The sequence below is a fragment of the Priestia sp. FSL H7-0729 genome (assembly GCF_038005685.1).
In the GTDB taxonomy this organism is placed as follows: domain Bacteria; phylum Bacillota; class Bacilli; order Paenibacillales; family Paenibacillaceae; genus Paenibacillus.
Window position 1 is genome coordinate 128,368 of the sequence record NZ_JBBOTQ010000005.1, and the last position, 17,703, is coordinate 146,070.

23 protein-coding genes are annotated in these 17,703 nt (G+C 42.9%); 21 read left to right on the forward strand and 2 right to left on the reverse strand.

Translation table 11 applies throughout. The annotated features are described in order from the left end of the window. The first annotated feature begins 7 nt into the window (after window positions 1-7). From MHH93_RS13795 to MHH93_RS13825, 7 genes are all read left to right on the forward strand, one after another. Window positions 8-436: a GNAT family N-acetyltransferase gene (locus tag MHH93_RS13795; RefSeq protein ID WP_500054477.1), complete on the forward strand. Its 429-nt coding sequence runs from the start codon at window positions 8-10 to the stop codon at window positions 434-436. 178 nt (window positions 437-614) lie between these two features. Further along, complete coding sequence (locus MHH93_RS13800; RefSeq protein ID WP_500054716.1) at window positions 615-1,211, forward strand: DUF1361 domain-containing protein; 597 nt, start codon at window positions 615-617, stop codon at window positions 1,209-1,211. Continuing rightward, the gene (locus MHH93_RS13805; protein ID WP_500054478.1) at window positions 1,208-1,672 is read left to right on the forward strand and encodes a DUF6896 domain-containing protein; all 465 of its coding nucleotides are present in this window, start codon (window positions 1,208-1,210) and stop codon (window positions 1,670-1,672) included. Before MHH93_RS13800 ends, MHH93_RS13805 begins: the two co-directional genes overlap by 4 nt. Before the next feature lie 38 nt (window positions 1,673-1,710). Beyond that, entirely contained in the window at window positions 1,711-2,655 is a 945-nt protein-coding gene (locus MHH93_RS13810) for a GNAT family N-acetyltransferase (RefSeq protein WP_500054479.1), read from the forward strand. Next, window positions 2,652-3,389 carry a metallophosphoesterase family protein gene (locus MHH93_RS13815; protein WP_500054480.1) on the forward strand — a complete coding sequence of 246 codons (738 nt, stop codon included), beginning with the start codon at window positions 2,652-2,654 and terminating at the stop codon, window positions 3,387-3,389. Before MHH93_RS13810 ends, MHH93_RS13815 begins: the two co-directional genes overlap by 4 nt. 253 nt (window positions 3,390-3,642) lie before the next feature. After that, the gene (locus tag MHH93_RS13820) at window positions 3,643-4,101 is read left to right on the forward strand and encodes an NUDIX hydrolase (protein WP_500054481.1); all 459 of its coding nucleotides are present in this window, start codon (window positions 3,643-3,645) and stop codon (window positions 4,099-4,101) included. A gap of 28 nt (window positions 4,102-4,129) precedes the next feature. After that, window positions 4,130-4,657: a DinB family protein gene (locus MHH93_RS13825; RefSeq protein WP_500054482.1), complete on the forward strand. Its 528-nt coding sequence runs from the start codon at window positions 4,130-4,132 to the stop codon at window positions 4,655-4,657. Window positions 4,658-4,910: 253 nt separating this feature from the next. Here MHH93_RS13825 and MHH93_RS13830 read toward each other — a convergent pair whose 3' ends face one another. Then, a complete protein-coding gene (locus MHH93_RS13830) occupies window positions 4,911-5,816 on the reverse strand; it encodes an ArsR/SmtB family transcription factor (protein WP_500054483.1) in 906 nt (301 codons plus the stop codon). Between the two features lie 177 nt (window positions 5,817-5,993). On the opposite strand from MHH93_RS13830, the gene MHH93_RS13835 reads away from it, so the two are divergent. The 12 genes from MHH93_RS13835 (at window position 5,994) to MHH93_RS13890 (ending at window position 14,187) form a co-directional block, all read left to right on the forward strand. Next, entirely contained in the window at window positions 5,994-7,484 is a 1,491-nt protein-coding gene (locus MHH93_RS13835) for a glycoside hydrolase family 43 protein (protein ID WP_500054484.1), read from the forward strand. Between the two features lie 97 nt (window positions 7,485-7,581). Continuing rightward, window positions 7,582-8,154: a hypothetical protein gene (locus MHH93_RS13840; RefSeq protein ID WP_500054485.1), complete on the forward strand. Its 573-nt coding sequence runs from the start codon at window positions 7,582-7,584 to the stop codon at window positions 8,152-8,154. A 99-nt stretch (window positions 8,155-8,253) separates the two neighbouring features. Continuing rightward, window positions 8,254-8,640: a GrpB family protein gene (locus MHH93_RS13845; protein WP_500054486.1), complete on the forward strand. Its 387-nt coding sequence runs from the start codon at window positions 8,254-8,256 to the stop codon at window positions 8,638-8,640. A gap of 28 nt (window positions 8,641-8,668) precedes the next feature. Beyond that, a complete protein-coding gene (locus MHH93_RS13850; RefSeq protein WP_500054487.1) occupies window positions 8,669-9,097 on the forward strand; it encodes a hypothetical protein in 429 nt (142 codons plus the stop codon). Between the two features lie 24 nt (window positions 9,098-9,121). Continuing rightward, a complete protein-coding gene (locus MHH93_RS13855) occupies window positions 9,122-9,400 on the forward strand; it encodes a hypothetical protein (protein ID WP_500054488.1) in 279 nt (92 codons plus the stop codon). A gap of 103 nt (window positions 9,401-9,503) precedes the next feature. Further along, window positions 9,504-9,800: a GNAT family N-acetyltransferase gene (locus MHH93_RS13860; protein WP_500054489.1), complete on the forward strand. Its 297-nt coding sequence runs from the start codon at window positions 9,504-9,506 to the stop codon at window positions 9,798-9,800. Beyond that, the gene (locus MHH93_RS13865; RefSeq protein ID WP_500054490.1) at window positions 9,763-10,242 is read left to right on the forward strand and encodes a DinB family protein; all 480 of its coding nucleotides are present in this window, start codon (window positions 9,763-9,765) and stop codon (window positions 10,240-10,242) included. Before MHH93_RS13860 ends, MHH93_RS13865 begins: the two co-directional genes overlap by 38 nt. A 32-nt stretch (window positions 10,243-10,274) precedes the next feature. Then, window positions 10,275-11,147, forward strand: coding sequence for an aminoglycoside phosphotransferase family protein (locus MHH93_RS13870; protein WP_500054491.1), 873 nt, complete (start codon window positions 10,275-10,277; stop codon window positions 11,145-11,147). A gap of 137 nt (window positions 11,148-11,284) precedes the next feature. After that, the gene (locus MHH93_RS13875) at window positions 11,285-11,632 is read left to right on the forward strand and encodes a hypothetical protein (protein WP_500054492.1); all 348 of its coding nucleotides are present in this window, start codon (window positions 11,285-11,287) and stop codon (window positions 11,630-11,632) included. Window positions 11,633-11,873: 241 nt separating this feature from the next. Continuing rightward, a complete protein-coding gene (locus MHH93_RS13880) occupies window positions 11,874-12,878 on the forward strand; it encodes an endo-1,4-beta-xylanase (RefSeq protein ID WP_500054493.1) in 1,005 nt (334 codons plus the stop codon). Between the two features lie 49 nt (window positions 12,879-12,927). Beyond that, entirely contained in the window at window positions 12,928-13,098 is a 171-nt protein-coding gene (locus tag MHH93_RS13885; RefSeq protein ID WP_500054494.1) for a hypothetical protein, read from the forward strand. Between the two features lie 270 nt (window positions 13,099-13,368). Then, complete coding sequence (locus MHH93_RS13890) at window positions 13,369-14,187, forward strand: purine-nucleoside phosphorylase (protein WP_500054495.1); 819 nt, start codon at window positions 13,369-13,371, stop codon at window positions 14,185-14,187. 122 nt (window positions 14,188-14,309) lie between these two features. On the opposite strand, the gene MHH93_RS13895 is transcribed toward MHH93_RS13890, so the two are convergent. Further along, the gene (locus MHH93_RS13895) at window positions 14,310-15,386 is read right to left on the reverse strand and encodes a LacI family DNA-binding transcriptional regulator (RefSeq protein ID WP_500054496.1); all 1,077 of its coding nucleotides are present in this window, start codon (window positions 15,384-15,386) and stop codon (window positions 14,310-14,312) included. Window positions 15,387-15,926: 540 nt separating this feature from the next. Between MHH93_RS13895 and MHH93_RS13900 the strand changes: the two genes are divergently transcribed. Beyond that, the gene (locus MHH93_RS13900; protein ID WP_440390817.1) at window positions 15,927-16,787 is read left to right on the forward strand and encodes an ABC transporter permease; all 861 of its coding nucleotides are present in this window, start codon (window positions 15,927-15,929) and stop codon (window positions 16,785-16,787) included. Between the two features lie 16 nt (window positions 16,788-16,803). After that, window positions 16,804-17,685, forward strand: a complete 882-nt coding sequence (locus tag MHH93_RS13905; RefSeq protein WP_215076232.1) for a carbohydrate ABC transporter permease — start codon at window positions 16,804-16,806, stop codon at window positions 17,683-17,685. Window positions 17,686-17,703 lie beyond the last annotated feature (18 nt).

Consider the following 17,703-nt stretch of genomic DNA (forward strand, 5'->3'; position numbering starts at 1 on the left):
AAGCTGGATGATAAGAGAGGCAGAAGCCAGGGATGCAGAGGTTATCGAGAGACTATATAAAGAATTATTGCCGAACAACTTAAACACAAGGGTACTGGCAGAACGGATTGAAGAGGTTCGGAATAACCCAAACAGTTTCTTGTTCGTTTATGAACTGGGTGATCAGGTGATCGGCACGGCTCATTTACATATATGTCTGGATGCTTTGGTGGAAAATAGACCCTTCGGCGTCGTTGAGCGGGTTATTATTACGGAACATGTTCAGAGCAAGGGATATGGTTCTGAATTGATGAAGTATGTAGAAGACGTATGTGTGCAGAAAAATTGTCTAAAGGTGTTTCTGACGAGCGGCTCATCCAGACATGAAGCACATCACTTTTATACGAAATTGGGGTACGACGGAGAATCCAGCAAGGCATTTAAAAAGTATTTATAACGTATAACATCTTCAAGGAAAAGGAAGTAGAAGCAAAGAAATGAAAGATAACAAACATCCGGTGCAAGATCCCAGACTCATCGTTACCTTGTTCGTGGCTACTTGTTGTTGTTTAGGTGTTGTGATGTATTTACGAGCCCAAACAGATACGAATATGTATCGCTTTTTAAGTTGGGATATGCTCCTGGCATGGGTACCATTCATCATCTCATCCTGCATTAGATACATATTTCATAAGAAAGTAACCACAACGAGCGTTATATGTATGTGGTTGATGTGTGCAGTTTGGCTCTTTTTTCTGCCGAATTCGGCCTACCTTTTTACAGAGATCCTGCACTCATTCCGATATTTTGATGCTCAAGGGGAGGTTCAATTTTGGGTTAAGATTGATTTTTGGTATGGAATCACCTTGACGTTTGCTGTAGCGAACATAGGATTGCTGCTCTCGACTTGTTCGATCATTCAAATCCACGGCATGTTAAATAAATTAGTAAATAAGTACATTAGCCTGATGATTGTAGGCGTTATTTTGCTATTGAGCAGTATAGGGGTCTACATTGGCAGATTTAATCGGTGGAATTCGTGGGATGTATTATCCAGGCCCGGTAAGATCTTCGTGGATCTTGTGAACGATTTCAATGCAGCGAACGGCATAATGGTTGAGTTTGTCGGCATTGTATTTACGGTTCAACTTTTTGGCTACATTATTATATCTTTGCTAACCGCAAGGTCTGGCAGTTCATCTTCATTGGAAAGGGCAAAGGATCTGAAATGATGAAATCAATAACACAGGAAATTACGGAAGAATTATTAATGGCAATGGATATGTACAAGAGAATTGCGCGGCAATTGATCAACCAACTGATATTGGAAACCGATCAGCCTGATCGCGAGGAAATCCTCGCAGGGGCGTATCATCTGCTGTCCAATGCGGAGGTAATCCACGGAGAAGAAGAATTAACGGGAAATTGGTATTTTGATGTTCACGGCGAGCATTGTATGTTCAAGAATACCGAAACAGGCCAGACATTGGAGGTTTTCCTTGGTAGTCCAGCGGATGTGGGTAACATGGCCCCCTACTTCTTTTACAATTTTATCAAAACAACGCCAGAGCTTGCCCACCTGACTTCGTATTTCGAGAATCCGTTTAAGGACATGTTGGATTTCTTCGAACATTTGGAAGCACAGCATGTGTTAATTCATGTTCACGGGGTGGCGTATAGAAAGGTTCTTTGATTGCTGTACATGGAATTAGAATCGAGGAGGAATGACATATGAGTTTAACGGAATGGTCCATAGATATACTTCAATATGATCTGTCGGATGAATATTCGATTCGCAGAGCTGATTTTGCCGAATGGGGATTATTTTGCACGGTTTATTATGATATGCGGTATGTGGGATTTTTCAGAGAAGAAGAGTTCAGTTCTTCCAAGATCAGTGCGTACTGGATTTACAAAGGGGAAAGCAAAATAGGTGGCGTGAGAATGGAGCCTAACCAGATGTATCATTTGTTTTTTATCCCGCCATTCCAGCAGTGCTTTGAGGTATTGAAACTGCTGAAGCATACATTAGTACAGTGGTCGGATCGCACGAAACGCATTCTGACCTTTGAGATTCTTCCAGATCAAGTCGATCTGTTCGCTAGAGCTGGATTCTGGCCAGTGGAGTTCAGATGTCGCTGGATGCAGCGGCCTACAGATCATTTTGACGTCGAATGGGACAGCAGGGTAACCGTGAAAAGCCCAGAGATTATTGAAAGCGAAACCGGCAGTAGAACATATGTGAATGAAGATGAAATTGCCAGATGTGACATGGAGAGTTTTGCAGGAAGTCTTGAAGCTACACGAAGAAAACATACCACTCTCTCAGATTTTATACCAAGCGACGACCCTAACTATACGAATGAGATTCTAACTCAGGCATCTACACTTGTATACGATAAGGAGACGGGGCTGCTTATTGCCAACTGTCGTCTTTGTCTGCAGGATAATCAGGCTGCCGTATATAGCATCGGGGTTCGGCCGGCATATAGAGGCAGAGGGCTTGCTACACTGATGTTACAGAGAGCTTTGAATGAACTTAAGGGTAAATATCCCGTGCTGCGATTGTATGTGATGCAAGGAAATGATGCGGAGTCCGTGTATCTGAATCTGGGGTTTATTCCGGGAGTACAGGAGATTCAGACGATGTATATCCCAGAGGAGGAGTCTCAATGAAGGTTGCCATCTTAACCGATATTCATGGAAATGTTCCGGCACTTCGGGCGGTACTGGCTGATATCGATTCCAGAGGGGATGTTGAGCATACATTTTGCTTGGGAGATATGATCGGCATCGGCCCTTACTCCAATGAAGTGATCGAGATGTTGTACAGTCGTAAAAATATGATAGCGATTTCAGGGAATCACGAAGAGGCCGTAATGAGTTTGCTTCAAAATAAGGGTCCATTAGAAGGGCACAAAGGCATGGCCGAGCATCATGAATGGATTGGTCAGCATTTGAGTGCAGAATCGATCAAGAGAATCCAAGCTCTACCGAAATTTGTTGAAAAAGAGGTAGCAGGACGTCGATTCCTTTTGACTCACTATCATAGGAACAACGACAAGCTGGATGCCATCGATAAAGAATCATCCGGAACCAAATTGGATGCGAAGTATCAGGGGACAGCCCATGATTTGGTTTGTTTTGGTCATCATCATATTCTTCATTACTATAAGACAGATCAACGAATTTATATGAATCCGGGAGCTTTAGGCTGTAATGATCTTGCCATTGCCAGATATGGCATCGTAAATCTCCAAGAGGGGAACATTGATGTGAAATTCATTGGCGTTCCATATGACAACAGAGAGTATCTGCAATCGTATGAACGGTTGAACGTTCCGGATCGGGCTTTTATTTTGAAGGCATTCCATGGAAATCAGTTGGAGAGAGAGTACGGGAGAGAGTGACTCTCCTAACAGAGTTTTGTTTTTTGGGAAGGAGAAATGCACATGGGAATGATCATTATGTTGGTGGTTTATCTGTTCCTCGGTATATATGTTGTGAAAGTTGGGATAGATAACTCAAAAAATAGTCAGCACACAAAAGAAATATTATCAGAGTTAAGGGAAATAAAGGACTTATTGAAAGAGCGAAGGTAAAAAGAAATTGATTTATCTGTATTAGTGTTAGAAATATAACGCGAAGAGGAGGAATGTGTTTGTGTCTCGTGCCCCATTTCAAATATTAGTTTTCCCGTATACCAGGTCAGACGATTCAAATGATTATGTATACGCAATCTTTCGAAGAGCAAAAGAAGGTTACTGGCAAGGCATAGCTGGAGGTGGGGAAGATGAGGAAAAACCTTTAGAAGCAGCGATGAGAGAGGCGAACGAAGAGGCAGGAATATCCTTAAATAGCCGATACATGAGTCTTAAATCAAGCTCGACTCACTCTGTAGTTGATGTGATTGGTTATTTTATGTGGGGACCTGATACATTTGTTATTCCGGAGTATTGCTTTGGGGTAGAACTCGATGTGAAGGATATATCTCTATCCGATGAGCATACAGAATACAAATGGGTGACTTATGAAGAAGCACGTGAAATGCTTAAATGGGATAGTAATAGAGTAGCAATCTGGGAATTGAATCAACGACTAATCGGAGATTCTTCAAAATAGACTTATATTCAAGTAAGGTGGGATGTCTATGATTTACGATTTACAAGGTGAAGCCAATATGGAGCCTATTGTTGGAATGTTATTTTCCGCAGTAAAAGAGAACGGCCAGCGACTTAAATCGATTACTGAGGGGATGTCGCAAGAAGAGATAGATTACAAAGGGCACCAGCACCTGTATAATAGTACAGCTCAATTAATACGACATATTACGTTTGTTGATATGAATTGGGTGTATAGAATAAAGGGATCTGTTCTTCCTCAACGCTTAATAGAGCAATGTGGCCCCATGATCGATGAAAATAATAGACTTCCGCTGGTTCAAGGTGTGTCACGTGACACACTTATCTCTCAATATGAGGGTGTATTAACCCTTCTGAAAGAGACATGCACACATTTAGCAGATGCTGATCTAGATCAACTAGTTACTTTTGGCCATCAGAACGAAAAGCAAGCTACGATCCGTTGGGGGTTATGGCATATGGCTGACCACAACCGTTATCATCAAGCTCATATGAATCAGCTGAGGAAGTGGTTCCAAACAAAAACTGATTGCTAATACATAGACAAGTAAATCTTCTATATAAGTTGAACTAAACATTTACACAAAACGGAGAGGACAGAAAGGACCTGAAGAAGCGGAGCGTTCGTCTACAAGCTTTCTGCAGGAAAGCTACATCGGAAGCATACGCTATCCCCGGATTTCCCCTTTATAAAAGGAATTAAAAAAATCTGGGGATGACAGCGATCGGAAGGTTGTTCTGTCATCGGAGTGTGCAGTGTAAATATTCTTTAGTTCAATTTATGTAGTGTCAAATCTGAAGTATACGAATAACAATATCCTGATCATGGTTACCGAAACCGGCACCATAGATCGTTAATCCCCCAACGTTGGGGCTTGTCTCGTCAACTGTGAAACGAAGCGTCCAGAACGGTTCGTCTAGTTTGACATCTCTGAGCGTAATGTCTGACATCCGCTCACCATCCATATACGTACCGGAGGCATCAATGCGGATTGTTTTCAATAAACCATACTGATTCACATTGCGATGCCACCATTCCGGCGTATACTTGCCGCGTGCTGCTCTGCCGAAGTCGGCAGGGCTTGTCCACGTTCCAAGTGAAACACCGTTAAAGGTGAATTGAATATCTGACGGCCAATGATCCCGTAATCCCGGAGCTTCAGATGCCAGTTCCATCGAGATCTCTATTGCATCTGTAGTCTCGTCCGGAAGCACAAAATTAGATGTTTTATATTCAACATAGCCTTTCCCAAACCACAGGATAGCAGCATGTACCCGCTCGGGATCAAGAAAGTAACGCGGATCATCCCATACGCCGATTTCTTTCTCAAGTGTGCCTAGCCCACAGGTAGGGTGAATATCAAAAGCAGTATAGTGCCCGACAGATATTGTCTGCTCTCTGGTTCGTGAAGTTCGGCTTGCGGAAGGCAGCTCAATCTCAATATGATTTTGCTTGAGGTAACATAATTTGTGTGTTCCTCCGTTAATCCGAACTCGTCTGCTCCCAATCAGGCCCGCATCCTCCAGTTTGCGAATATGCATCGTGACAATGGAGGGGCTAAGCTCCAATACTGACGCAATATCCTTCACATTCTTCTCGTGATCTGCAATCATATCCATGATTCTCCATCTGACTTCGCTTGCCAGCGCCTCATATAAAGGAAGAAACCGGGGCTCTCCATTTGCTTTGATCATCTGTACAACTCCCTACAATCAATCTTCTAAAATCACATATATATTAATTTAATAAAATTAGCTCGAAGAAGCAATCCAGATTCATTGCAAGTTTACGTTGAATGATGTTTAATTTCTTTAGCTACTAAACAGTTGAATTCTTATATTTATGAATTTTAGCATAAGAGGTGGAGTGTTATGAAATACAATAATCCTGTAGTTAAAGGTTTCTATCCAGACCCTAGTGTGATTAAAGTCAACGATTCGTATTATATGGTGTGCAGTTCTTTTCAGTATTTCCCGGGTGTACCGCTATTTGAGAGCAAGGATATGCTGAATTGGAAGCAGATTGGTCACTGCCTTACACGCAAAAGTCAGATTCAGCTCGAGACGGTGAACAGCTCCGGAGGCGTATTTGCTCCAACGATCAGGCATAATGACGGACGTTTTTATATGGTCACAACGAACGATACGACGCATCAGAATTTCTATGTATGGACGGACGATATCTACGGAGAATGGTCTGAGCCTATTTATGTGGATCAAGGCGGGATTGATCCCGATTTGTATTTTGAAGACGGAAAGACCTTGTTTATGAGTAACGGAGTCGATGATCAAGGCATTGGCGGAATTGTACAGTGTGAGATTGAGATCGAAACCGGTCGCAAATTGACGCCTGGGCGTACCATCTGGAATGGGACAGGTGGACGATATCTGGAGAGCCCGCATCTGTATCAAATGAACGGTTATTATTACCTGCTGGCAGCCGAAGGTGGCACCGAATATGGTCACATGGTTACGTATGCGCGGGGCACTTCTTCTTCAGGTCCATTTGAAGCTTATGCGCACAATCCGGTTCTAACCAATCGTAATCTGGGTGGATATGAGCTGCAGGGTGTAGGTCACGGTGATTTGGTTGAGGATGATCTGGGGAACTGGTGGCTCTTTCACTTGGGATTCCGCCAGATTGGCAGATGGGCGACGTACCATCATCTGGGGCGTGAAGTATTTCTGACTCCAATTACGTTTGGTGAAGACGGATGGTTTACAGCCGGGCATGAGGGTACAACGCTGACGAGTTTTGAGACTAATCGTATTCCCGAAACAGTGATCCAGCAGGATAAGAAGAGTTATACGTTTGAAAATACCGACTGGAATCTCGATTGGTGTTACCTTCGTCATCCAAATACAGAGCACTATCAGCTCGAATCAGACAAGCTTACGCTAACAGGAACCGATGTAACGCTGGACGTTCCAGCATCCCCAACGTTCATCGGGCTTCGTCAAAAAGACTTTAATGCTACGATTTCAGTCGATGTTAGTCTGACGAATGGTGAGGCCGGTGTTACGATCTACATGGACGAGAATCATCATTATGAAGTAGCAATTCGTCAGGAGCAGGACGGCTATAAGGTGATTGAGCGTCTGAATATCGGGGATATCAAATCGATTGAACATAGATTGGAGCTGGAAAATAAACAGCATGCAACGCTGGTCATTCGCTCAAGCCATGACCGATATAGCTTTTTGCTTCAAGCAGATGGCGAAGAGATTCTGCTAGGCACGGCACAGACGAGATATCTATCCTCGGAGGTGGCAGGAGGTTTTACAGGCGTACTCATTGGTTTGTACGCGACAGGTGAAGATGCTGTGGCTGAGTTTACAAATTTCAAGTGTGATTATCATTAAGAAGTTAAGGGGAGGCCTAAGGGGCCTTCTCTTTTTTTTGATTTGTGTCAAAATATAGATATATTAATAAATGCCAATAGAAAAGAGGTATGCAGACGTGGAAGTACATTATAAAATGCCAGAATCCTTAGAAGGCATTGTTCGAATAGATAAAGAATTACGTAAAAAACATGATGGAACCCTCCAAGATTACATGGGTTTTTATATTAGTTTTAACAATGACGATGATAGATACTATTGTACGCCAGATGATGCCATCATATTTGGAAGAACAGGGGCAGATGGTGACCATTTTGCTTTTTTCACGTTTAACAGATCCATCAGTGATTTGGAAGAAGCTCCGGTTATCTTTATCCAACCTACGGCGTTTGGTAATCAAGTAACTTTAGTGGCCAGAAACTTTAAGGATTTTGTAGCATTATTTATTCATCTTAAGGAAGTGTATGTTTTGGAAAGATTTCGATTTTATAAGAACAAATTAGATTTTATGGATGACTATAACGATAACTATTTGAAAGATATAAGGAAGAGAGAGTGTGATAATAATTTAATTATTGAACTGTTAAAAGACAATATTAAAGGTATAACAGAAATTGATGATGTGTACGAATACATGATTGAATCTAGAAAACAAATCGAACTGGGGATAAACAATGATGATTTTGCATGATCTCTATATGACATCTTTAAATAATCGAAATGTAACAAAAGGTTGAAAGAACGTGTTGTTTAATTATATAGCTTGATTGAATAACCGAGGAGGAGTTGTATGGAGGATCAATGGAGAATCGCAAAATATGATCCGGCATGGCGTGATTTGTTTCTCGAAACGGGTTCGAAATTAAGAGCTGCGTTAGGCGAAAAGGCTGTGCGAATCGATCATGTTGGGTCCACTTCAATTGTCGGGATAGACGCCAAACCTATTATCGATATACAAATATCTGTTTCCAATGTTGAAAATCTGTTGGACTACAAACGTGAGATCGAAACCGTTGGTTTTGTATTCAGAGCAGAAAATTCAGATCAGACTAAACGATATTTTCGGGAAGTGCCCGGCAGCAGAAGGATACATATACACGTTAGACAGGCAGGTAGTTTCTCCGAGCAGAAATCGGATGGCAACCGTCAAAATCTGACGCATAAGCCCATCCAATGAATAGAGCTGACTCTACTGGAGTGATGAAATGAACATGGGAAGAAAGCTGATGACGACCGGACTAACCATCATTTGTTTTACTTTGGCTGCAAGTCTCATATCAATGAATGAATCCTACAATTTTGATTTTTACATTATTATTTATCTGGTATACGCGACTCCGCTGATTCTATTGATCGGGCTGCCGTTATCGATATTGCTGGACTATCTGCTCAGCCGAATACAATTCCCTAATCATGTGTTGTATCTAAGTACGAGGATATTGGGTTATGCATGTGCTGGTGTTCTAGGCATGTATATCTATTATGTGCTCATGGGGGCAGGGGAAGAAATACTGAATTTCAAAGAGACGTTAGCCCTGACCTTATTTGGAGTACTTGCTGCTATTCTATTTGTACTGATTGATATGGGATTGGAGATTTTTGTTACAGACGCGAAGCAGGAAGAGTTGAATTAAACTGATTCGTCAGGAGGAGAGGTATTGAAAGTTAATAAAAGAATCATGAATCTATCCGCTTGGCTTGCTGTATTAGCCGTCATATGTATTCCTGGAACTTTACATACGGAAGATGGACCGCTCCGAACAGAGTATGGTTTCCCGGTCCGATTCTTTACGGATTATCATTTTGCCAACTCGGACGGAACAATCTGGTTTATATCTGGCATTCATTTTAATGTACTTTTATATTTGTTCAATGTGCTGTTTATTTATGCAGGTATTCATGTAATCTTGTATATAAAAAAGAAATTTACTATATAAGTTCAACTAAATATTTACACTGATAAAGGAGAGGACAGAAATAACCTGAAGAAACGAATTGTTCGCCTCCAAGCTTTCTGCAAGAAAGCTACATCGGAAGCATATGCTATCACCGGATTTTTCCCTTGGTTATCCTTCTGAGGATTCGCTATATCTGGAGTTTCTATATATTCAGAGTGAAATCCAGAAGCAGGGATATGGACAAGAATTAATTCAGGCACTAACTCTCCATTGTTCCGAGCTAGGTTACAAGGAAATTCGAATTAACGTTGCGCTCATAAATTGGCCAGCATTACGCTTCTGGATCAAATCCGGAATTAATAAAATCTCTTTGAAAAATATCGCTAAAGGGGAATATACCAATGGAAACTTTCTTTCGTTACAACTGGATCGTGCGTGAGCAATGGTATGCGTGGTGTGAGGATGTACCGCTTGAAGAATTGCTTAGGCCTCGTACGGGCGGAGTAGGCAGCATATTACAAACGTTGTTTCATATCATTGATGTAGAGTGGAGCTGGCTTCAATTGCTTCAGGGCAAACCGGATGATGCCGAAGATTACGCAAATTACCAGAACCTTGAGGCAGTAAGACAATTGGATCGCAGATTACGTCCGGATGTGGAGGCATTTGTTACAGCATGGGAGCCGAATATGGAAAAAAGAGCTTATATCGATTCTCGCTCGGCTGGTAAGCCTGATACAGATTCATGGGGAGAAGTCATGCGACATGTGATTGCCCATGAGATTCATCATATGGGGCAACTATCGGTATGGGCCAGAGAATTGGGCAAGCAGCCGGTATCCGCTAATGTCATTGGTAAAGGCCTGATTATACCTGACTGAGAGTCGCTCATAACATGAAAGAGGGGGAGACGATGACGATTCAACTTAGTCAGATGAATTGGATTGAACTGGATGAACGTGTCCAGCAGGTGATTGAACAGGATGTTCAGATCATTCCCTTGCCACCTGGACTGGAAGCGAGTGTGATGAGAATTGAAATGGATGATCAACAGTACGTATTGAAGGTCTGGGACAAAGATTCCAAACCGGATATCGCCAAACAATATCGGTTATTATCCATGCTTTATCAAACTGGAATTCGTGTATCTAAGCCGTACGGTTGGGGATTAGACGACCAACAGAATCAGGTGCTGTTAACGAGCTATGATGGAGAGCCGGTTACCCAATTAACCCAAACCAAACTGACACATTTGGCTGAGCGATTAATAGAAGTCCATCGTTATCCGGCGATTCAAGCGGATGTTGGGGAAGATGGCGAATATATATCCAGTTACGATTTTGTTGAATACTTTTTTCCTCATATAGAATCACATGAAGATATTCATGAGCATCTCGCAAACCTGACCCAGCATGTCCAGATCAGACAGGAATGTTTGATTCATGGTGATTATAATCTGGGAAACATTCTTGAAATGGACGGCCATTATACGATTATCGATTGGACTAATGGGCAATATGGCGATCCAAGGTACGATATGGCATGGTCTGTTTTTCTCATCACCATCTATAATGGGGAAAGTTACGGCGAGATGTATCGCGCTCAATTTGCACGTGCTGCGAGTGATGTGTACACGCTGGAAGAGGAACAGATTTTTGGAGCAATAGCTTGTCTGCGCTGGATTCTGTTAAGGCGCGTTGGGGATGTACCGGTGGGGCCAGATGTCATGAAAAGGGTTCACAGCATGGCTGTCCATAATCCATATTTGAATGAACACCTGCTGTAATCATAGTCACGGAATATCGGTGACGACAGTATGCCATTTGATGAGAATCAGATCACTTTTTTTTGCAAATATAATAAACAGCCTGTCCTAAATCAGCGATCCTCGCATACCTATGATGATAGAGGAGCGTGATCGATATGGAACAGAAAGTACAAACCTACTTTGAATTGAAGCAGCAGCAAAAAGATATTGAGCAACAGTTGTCTGTACTACGAGATGAAATCGTTGCATATTGTGCAGAACAAGGGGTCTATGAGACGCAGGTTGGTGGTTACACCGTGAGGACAGTGCTTCAGAACCGGAAGGAATACGATGATCAGAAGCTGTATGCTTCTCTTCCAGACCCGGACATCTGGCGATTGTTGTCCAAGGTAGACAGCCATAAGCTGAAAAGTCTCGTCAAGCTGAACATTCTGTCCGAGGAGCAAATTAATCTGGCATGTACAGTGAAACAAGTCACCTTGTTACAGGTGGACAAGCTGTAACGTTTCATACCTCTTGGTGTATGAGTTGAATGAGCTGAACATCACGATCACATGGCACCTTTCACGAAATAGTTCTGTTGCGATGAGCAGTGGAACGGACGTGAAGGTGTTTTGTTTTGCGAACGAACAGGGCCCAGGACCATAAATAGTTAAATATGAGGGGGAAGAAGTATAATTTGTTCATTGTAAGCGTATTCAACAGACGGTATGATGAACAAAAACGGGCAGGGAGGAATTGTAAATGCCAACAGAAATTCCATCACTACAAGCTTCGTACGCTAATACGTTCAAAATAGGTGCTGCTATACATACCAGAATGTTGCAGTCCGAAGGGGAATTTATCGCCAAACACTTTAACAGCATTACGGCTGAAAATCAGATGAAATTCGAAGAGCTTCACCCGGAAGAGAATCGTTATACATTTGAGGCGGCGGATGAAATTGTTGATTTTGCTGTTGCCCAAGGAATTGGGGTTCGCGGACATACTTTGGTCTGGCATAATCAGACATCGAAATGGGTTTTCGAGGATACTTCGGGTGCTCCCGCGTCTAGAGAACTGTTATTATCCCGCTTGAAGCAACATATTGATACGGTAGTAGGTCGATATAAGGGGCAAATATATGCGTGGGATGTCGTCAATGAAGCGATTGAAGACAAGACCGACTTATTCATGCGGGACACAAAGTGGTTACAGCTAGTGGGAGAAGATTATTTGCTGCAAGCATTCAGCATGGCTCATGAAGCTGATCCGAATGCGCTTCTTTTCTATAATGACTACAATGAGACAGATCCGGTCAAACGGGAGAAAATATACAATCTGGTTCGGTCCTTATTGGATAATGGAGCGCCTATACACGGAATAGGGATGCAGGGACATTGGAATATTCATGGTCCTTCGATTGAGGATATCCGTATGGCGATTGAGCGCTATGCTTCACTGGATGTGCAGCTGCATGTTACCGAGCTGGATATGTCGGTATTCCGTTACGAGGATCGTCGAACGGACCTCACTGCCCCCACTCCGGAAATGGCCGAGTTGCAGGAGCGTCGATATGAAGAAATCTTCGATCTGTTCCGTGAGTATAAATCATCCGTTACCTCAGTGACATTCTGGGGAGTAGCGGACAATTACACCTGGTTGGACCATTTTCCGGTACGCGGACGCAAAAACTGGCCTTTTGTATTTGATCAACAGTTGCAGCCAAAGGAATCATTTTGGCGTATTATCAAAGATAACGAACAATGAAGCTGTTTGCGTATTGAATCAAACTTCCGTCCGAAATGAGATGAGTAACATGGATAGCATCCGCAACTACCTGATGACATTTGCAGGGAACTTGGTGGTAGCCTATTTCATTTTTGAAGAGGGTACGCTCGCCAGGCTGATGATGTTTGCCACACTCATGATGTTACTAATCATGTTGGTCGATTACGTGAAAAGCAGGAACAAATATTCACTGGAGTAACATGCTCGATATGGTTTTAAGCGATCCTGTGACACAGGGTCGTTTTTTTTAATGAGAAGAAAAATGCATGTTAGACTGATAACAGGGAGGCCATGATTTGTTACGGAAACAATTCAAACAGTGGGTTGAACAGCAGGCAGATGGCTTGAAGGCTTTTCACATATCCACTTGATTCGGACAACAGCTTCCATTTACATCAGGACCATTGTTCATTACACTTGATGAGTAAGACCTCATTAACTCAATTGAGATCATCAGGAGGATACCATTATGCATCAATCCACACATATTCAGGAAGCAAGAGATTACATATTAAACCGAATCCATTCCGAACCTGCCATAGGCATGATTCTGGGTTCGGGGCTGGGAGCGCTCGCCGACGAGATTGAAAATGCGACGGTTATTCCCTACACAGAAATTCCTTACTTTGCGCAATCCGAGGCAATCGGTCATGCCAATGAATTGGTTATTGGTGAGCTGATGGGCAAAACGGTTGTAGCGATGAAAGGCCGCCTTCATTACTATGAAGGGTTTACATTGGACGAAGTGACATTCCCTGTTCGCATTATGAAAGCGCTGGGTGTCGAGCAGTTGCTTATCACCAATGCCTGCGGAGCAATCAACACTAGCTTTGAGCCGGGACAACTGATGCTCATTACAGATCATATTAACCTGGTGGGCAACAACCCGTTGATGGGACCGAATAATGCTGAACTGGGTGTGCGCTTCCCGGACGTATCACAGGTATACAATCGCGAACTGCGCAGCATTGCCCTTAAGGTTGCAGAAGAGCAAAACGTTGGCCTGCAGCAAGGTGTGTATGCATGGTGGAGCGGTCCGGCATATGAGACACCAGCAGAGATTCGCATGATTCGCACGATGGGTGCGGATGCCGTGGGTATGTCTACGGTACCTGAAGCTATTGTTGCCATCCATGGCGGTATGAAGGTACTGGGCATTTCCTGTCTGACCAATATGGCCTGTGGCATTCTGGATCAGCCGTTAAGTCATGACGAAGTCATTGAAGTGGCTGCCCAAGTGAAAACAACCTTTATTGGTTTGGTAAAAGGCATCTTGAAAGAAATTTAATCGCGAGATGATTTCTATTCTGGGTAGCGCTGGATAGGATAAAGTCCCCATACAGCCAGCCAAGTCGAAAACACAAAAAACGTATGCTTCACGAGTTGTTATTCGTGAGACATACGTTTTTTTTATTTTGCCGAACCATGAACCATCTGAGAATGATCGGCCATGATTGCTGGCGTAGACTCCCTGATGATGGGTTTGGTCACAATATGTGAGACCTGATACGGCTGTGTCGGGCTATTAATCCGGGATAACAGCATCTCCGCAGCCTTAATCCCCATCTCATTGCTGTAAATATGAACTGTCGTTAATGCAGGCTCAATAATTCGGGATTGGGGTGCATTATCGAATCCGCATATCGCAACATCCTGCGGAACGGAAACATTTCTGGCTTTCAAAGCACGGATCAGATCGATGGCAAGAAAATCATTAGCGCATACATAAGCGGAAGGTAAGGAAGTCAGCTCTGCCACCCGCTGGTTTAACCATCCTGGCTTGGAGAAGCAGAGGCGATCATTATCCAGAATGCAATGAGATAGATCTACCTGCAACCCCGATTCAAGCATAGCCCGGTGATACCCAACCCATCGTTCATTAAAGCTCTTACAGTGATTGTAGTCTCCAACAAATCCGATACTTGTGTAGCCGCTCTCAATTAATTTTTTGGTGATCTGATAGATGCTGTGTTCATTCTCCATAAGGAGCAAATCTGCATGAAATTCGGGATAACATATGTTGGAAGCGCAATCGATAAAGATCGTCGGGATGCCCAGATCGGTAATCAGCTGAGTGTACTCCAGATCAAATAATTCAATGCAAATGATGCCATCTACTTTGGCAATATCAAAATTGTTGGGAAGTGTAAGCGCATCTTGATCTTCTTCACGCACGATATGAATCGAGAGATTGTATCCCTCCGCACTGATTCTTTTCTCCAAACCGCTGATTAACAACGAACCAAAGTGAGATGTATTAGGCAGGTTTTCAGTTAACAAGGCGATATTGCCCGGGGCCTTGGTTAGAACATGCTCATTTTCCATATAGGCGAACTGTTTATATTTGAGTTCAATTGCTTTTTTAATTACACGGTTTCTAGTCTCATCCGGGATGTTTCCGCTATCGTTCAATGCTTTGGAAGCCGTATTCCTGGAGATCCCCAAAGCATCAGCGATGTCTTGTATCGTGACTTTTTCCTTTGCCATCTAATGCTTCACCTCTGCTCATCAATAGTCATCCATATTCTTCTCTAAGTCAAATGTATAATAGAACGGAACAAATAGCAATCTTTACTTTGCAAATGCACAATTTTGTTTACAATTCGAAACACGAATTTTATTTTCATAATTGTTCCAAAATTTTTGTTACAAGTGTAATGTGATTGGATGAATATCAGCGGTGATAAAGAAAGATCTATGTTGATATCACCGAATTGGTGCTAATTATATGGAATTCCAGCGTGTTTTATTTACATTTAGGCAAAGAAGAAATAATCAAATGCACAAATATTTTTTACAAAATGTATTGACTAATTCCTTGAACACCTGATAAATTGTAAATTATCAAATAGGCAATTGTAAATATTGAAAGCCCTTACCGAAAACGATTGTCAACTTCAGGAATGGAACGGAGGTAACATGTTGGATAACATAGTGGACACCAAAAAGGGCAGAGGAAGGGGAGTAAAAGTGAGGACGGCCAATGGTCACAGGTTGCAGCAGCTTAAGAAGAATTACTTTTTATATATGTTGCTCGCACCAGCCTTAATCTTGACTCTAATCTTCAAGTATATCCCGATGTACGGAGCCATTATTGCGTTTAAGGATTTCAGTCCGATCAAAGGCATTATGGGCAGTGATTGGGTGGGATTAAAGCATTTTGAGAAATTTATAGCCTCACCCAATTTCGATATCATTTTAATGAATACGCTTAAACTCAGCTTTTTGGGATTGATATTCAGTTTCCCAGTGCCCATTTTGCTGGCACTCATGCTGAATCAGGTACGCAAAGCTGGCGTGAAGAAAAATATTCAGTTGTTTCTGTATGCACCCAATTTCATCTCGGTTGTTGTCGTGGTTGGTATGTTATTCATCTTCCTCTCACCGACAGGGCCGATTAATCAATTCGCCACATGGATTACAGGTCAGCCGATCATGTTCATGTCTGAACCGGAATACTTCCGCTGGATCTACATTTTGTCCGATATCTGGACCGGGGCGGGCTGGGCATCCATCATATATGTCGCAGCTTTGGCCAATGTTGATCCGGAGCTCCACAATGCCGCCAATCTGGATGGAGCCAACCTCCTTCAACGTATTCGGCACATTGACCTTCCAACCATTCGACCGATTATGGCTATCGTCTTTATCCTGGCAGCTGGTGGCATTATGTCCATTGGATTTGAGAAGGCCTATCTGATGCAGACGTCCATGAACCTGCCTTCCTCCGAGATTATTGCCACGTATGTCTATAAGGTGGGACTCCAGTCCGGAGATTACGCTTATTCTGCGGCAGTGGGATTGTTCAACTCGGTTATCAATGTGATTTTGCTGGTGACGGTGAATCTGATCGTGAAGAAATTGAATGAAGGCGAAGGCCTCTATTAGGAAAGGAGTATGATCCATGGTTGTTAAACACACGGGGATGGATCGATTGATCCTCACACTCAATGCCATTTTTCTCACTTGTGCTGTACTGGTTGTGGTGGTTCCCCTGATTTATATTGTTATCGCCTCATTCATGGACCCTACTGTGTTGTTGAATCGTGGACTGTCCTTCAATGTATCCGATTGGAGTCTGGATGGATATCAGATGATTTTGTCCAATCCAGCCATGATTCGGGGGTTTGCAAATGCGGTACTGTACTCGGTTTCCTTTGCACTGATCACCGTGACCGTATCCATATTCGCAGGTTATGCCTTGTCGGATGAAAGGCTCGCGGGACGCGGATTTTTCATGATTATCTTTATCATTACGATGTTCTTTGGCGGGGGATTAATCCCTACCTATCTTCTCATACGCAATCTCGGCATGCTGGATACGGTGTGGGCAATCATCATTCCAGGAGCCGTTAACGTGTGGAACATCATTCTCTCCAGAACCTTTTTCAAAGGAGTCCCTCGGGAACTGAAGGAAGCTGCAAATGTGGATGGTGCCTCCGAGATGAAGATTTTCTTCCAGATCGTCATTCCGTTGTCGAAGCCCATCATATTTGTACTCGCACTCTATGCGTTCGTTGGGCAGTGGAATTCCTACTTTGATGCGATGATCTATCTGGATAATCCGAACCTCCATCCGTTACAGCTCGTTCTGCGTTCCATTCTGATTCAGAATCAGGCTGCACCGGGCATGATCAGTGACCAACTCGCGATGGCGGAACTGAAACGGCTCTCGGAGATGATTAAATATTCAGCCATTGTCATATCGAGTCTGCCACTCATCATCATGTATCCGTTCTTCCAGAAGTATTTCGAAAAAGGTGTCATGGTCGGTTCCCTCAAGTAGTGAACAGCCTGCACTATA

What these genes read in the sequence shown, in the direction of transcription:
- MHH93_RS13815 (WP_500054480.1), top strand. Translation starts at nt 2,652, where the DNA reads ATGAAGGTTGCCATCTTAACCGATATTCATGGAAATGTTCCGGCACTT.
- MHH93_RS13860 (WP_500054489.1), top strand. Translation starts at nt 9,504, where the DNA reads ATGCTATCACCGGATTTTTCCCTTGGTTATCCTTCTGAGGATTCGCTA.
- MHH93_RS13825 (WP_500054482.1), top strand. Translation starts at nt 4,130, where the DNA reads ATGATTTACGATTTACAAGGTGAAGCCAATATGGAGCCTATTGTTGGA.
- MHH93_RS13800 (WP_500054716.1), top strand. Translation starts at nt 615, where the DNA reads ATGCTCCTGGCATGGGTACCATTCATCATCTCATCCTGCATTAGATAC.
- MHH93_RS13805 (WP_500054478.1), top strand. Translation starts at nt 1,208, where the DNA reads ATGATGAAATCAATAACACAGGAAATTACGGAAGAATTATTAATGGCA.
- MHH93_RS13880 (WP_500054493.1), top strand. Translation starts at nt 11,874, where the DNA reads ATGCCAACAGAAATTCCATCACTACAAGCTTCGTACGCTAATACGTTC.
- MHH93_RS13905 (WP_215076232.1), top strand. Translation starts at nt 16,804, where the DNA reads ATGGTTGTTAAACACACGGGGATGGATCGATTGATCCTCACACTCAAT.
- MHH93_RS13870 (WP_500054491.1), top strand. Translation starts at nt 10,275, where the DNA reads ATGACGATTCAACTTAGTCAGATGAATTGGATTGAACTGGATGAACGT.
- MHH93_RS13845 (WP_500054486.1), top strand. Translation starts at nt 8,254, where the DNA reads ATGGAGGATCAATGGAGAATCGCAAAATATGATCCGGCATGGCGTGAT.
- MHH93_RS13795 (WP_500054477.1), top strand. Translation starts at nt 8, where the DNA reads ATGATAAGAGAGGCAGAAGCCAGGGATGCAGAGGTTATCGAGAGACTA.
- MHH93_RS13865 (WP_500054490.1), top strand. Translation starts at nt 9,763, where the DNA reads ATGGAAACTTTCTTTCGTTACAACTGGATCGTGCGTGAGCAATGGTAT.
- MHH93_RS13810 (WP_500054479.1), top strand. Translation starts at nt 1,711, where the DNA reads ATGAGTTTAACGGAATGGTCCATAGATATACTTCAATATGATCTGTCG.
- MHH93_RS13895 (WP_500054496.1), bottom strand. Translation starts at nt 15,386, where the DNA reads ATGGCAAAGGAAAAAGTCACGATACAAGACATCGCTGATGCTTTGGGG.
- MHH93_RS13890 (WP_500054495.1), top strand. Translation starts at nt 13,369, where the DNA reads ATGCATCAATCCACACATATTCAGGAAGCAAGAGATTACATATTAAAC.
- MHH93_RS13830 (WP_500054483.1), bottom strand. Translation starts at nt 5,816, where the DNA reads ATGATCAAAGCAAATGGAGAGCCCCGGTTTCTTCCTTTATATGAGGCG.
- MHH93_RS13875 (WP_500054492.1), top strand. Translation starts at nt 11,285, where the DNA reads ATGGAACAGAAAGTACAAACCTACTTTGAATTGAAGCAGCAGCAAAAA.
- MHH93_RS13900 (WP_440390817.1), top strand. Translation starts at nt 15,927, where the DNA reads ATGTTGCTCGCACCAGCCTTAATCTTGACTCTAATCTTCAAGTATATC.
- MHH93_RS13885 (WP_500054494.1), top strand. Translation starts at nt 12,928, where the DNA reads ATGGATAGCATCCGCAACTACCTGATGACATTTGCAGGGAACTTGGTG.
- MHH93_RS13835 (WP_500054484.1), top strand. Translation starts at nt 5,994, where the DNA reads ATGAAATACAATAATCCTGTAGTTAAAGGTTTCTATCCAGACCCTAGT.
- MHH93_RS13850 (WP_500054487.1), top strand. Translation starts at nt 8,669, where the DNA reads ATGAACATGGGAAGAAAGCTGATGACGACCGGACTAACCATCATTTGT.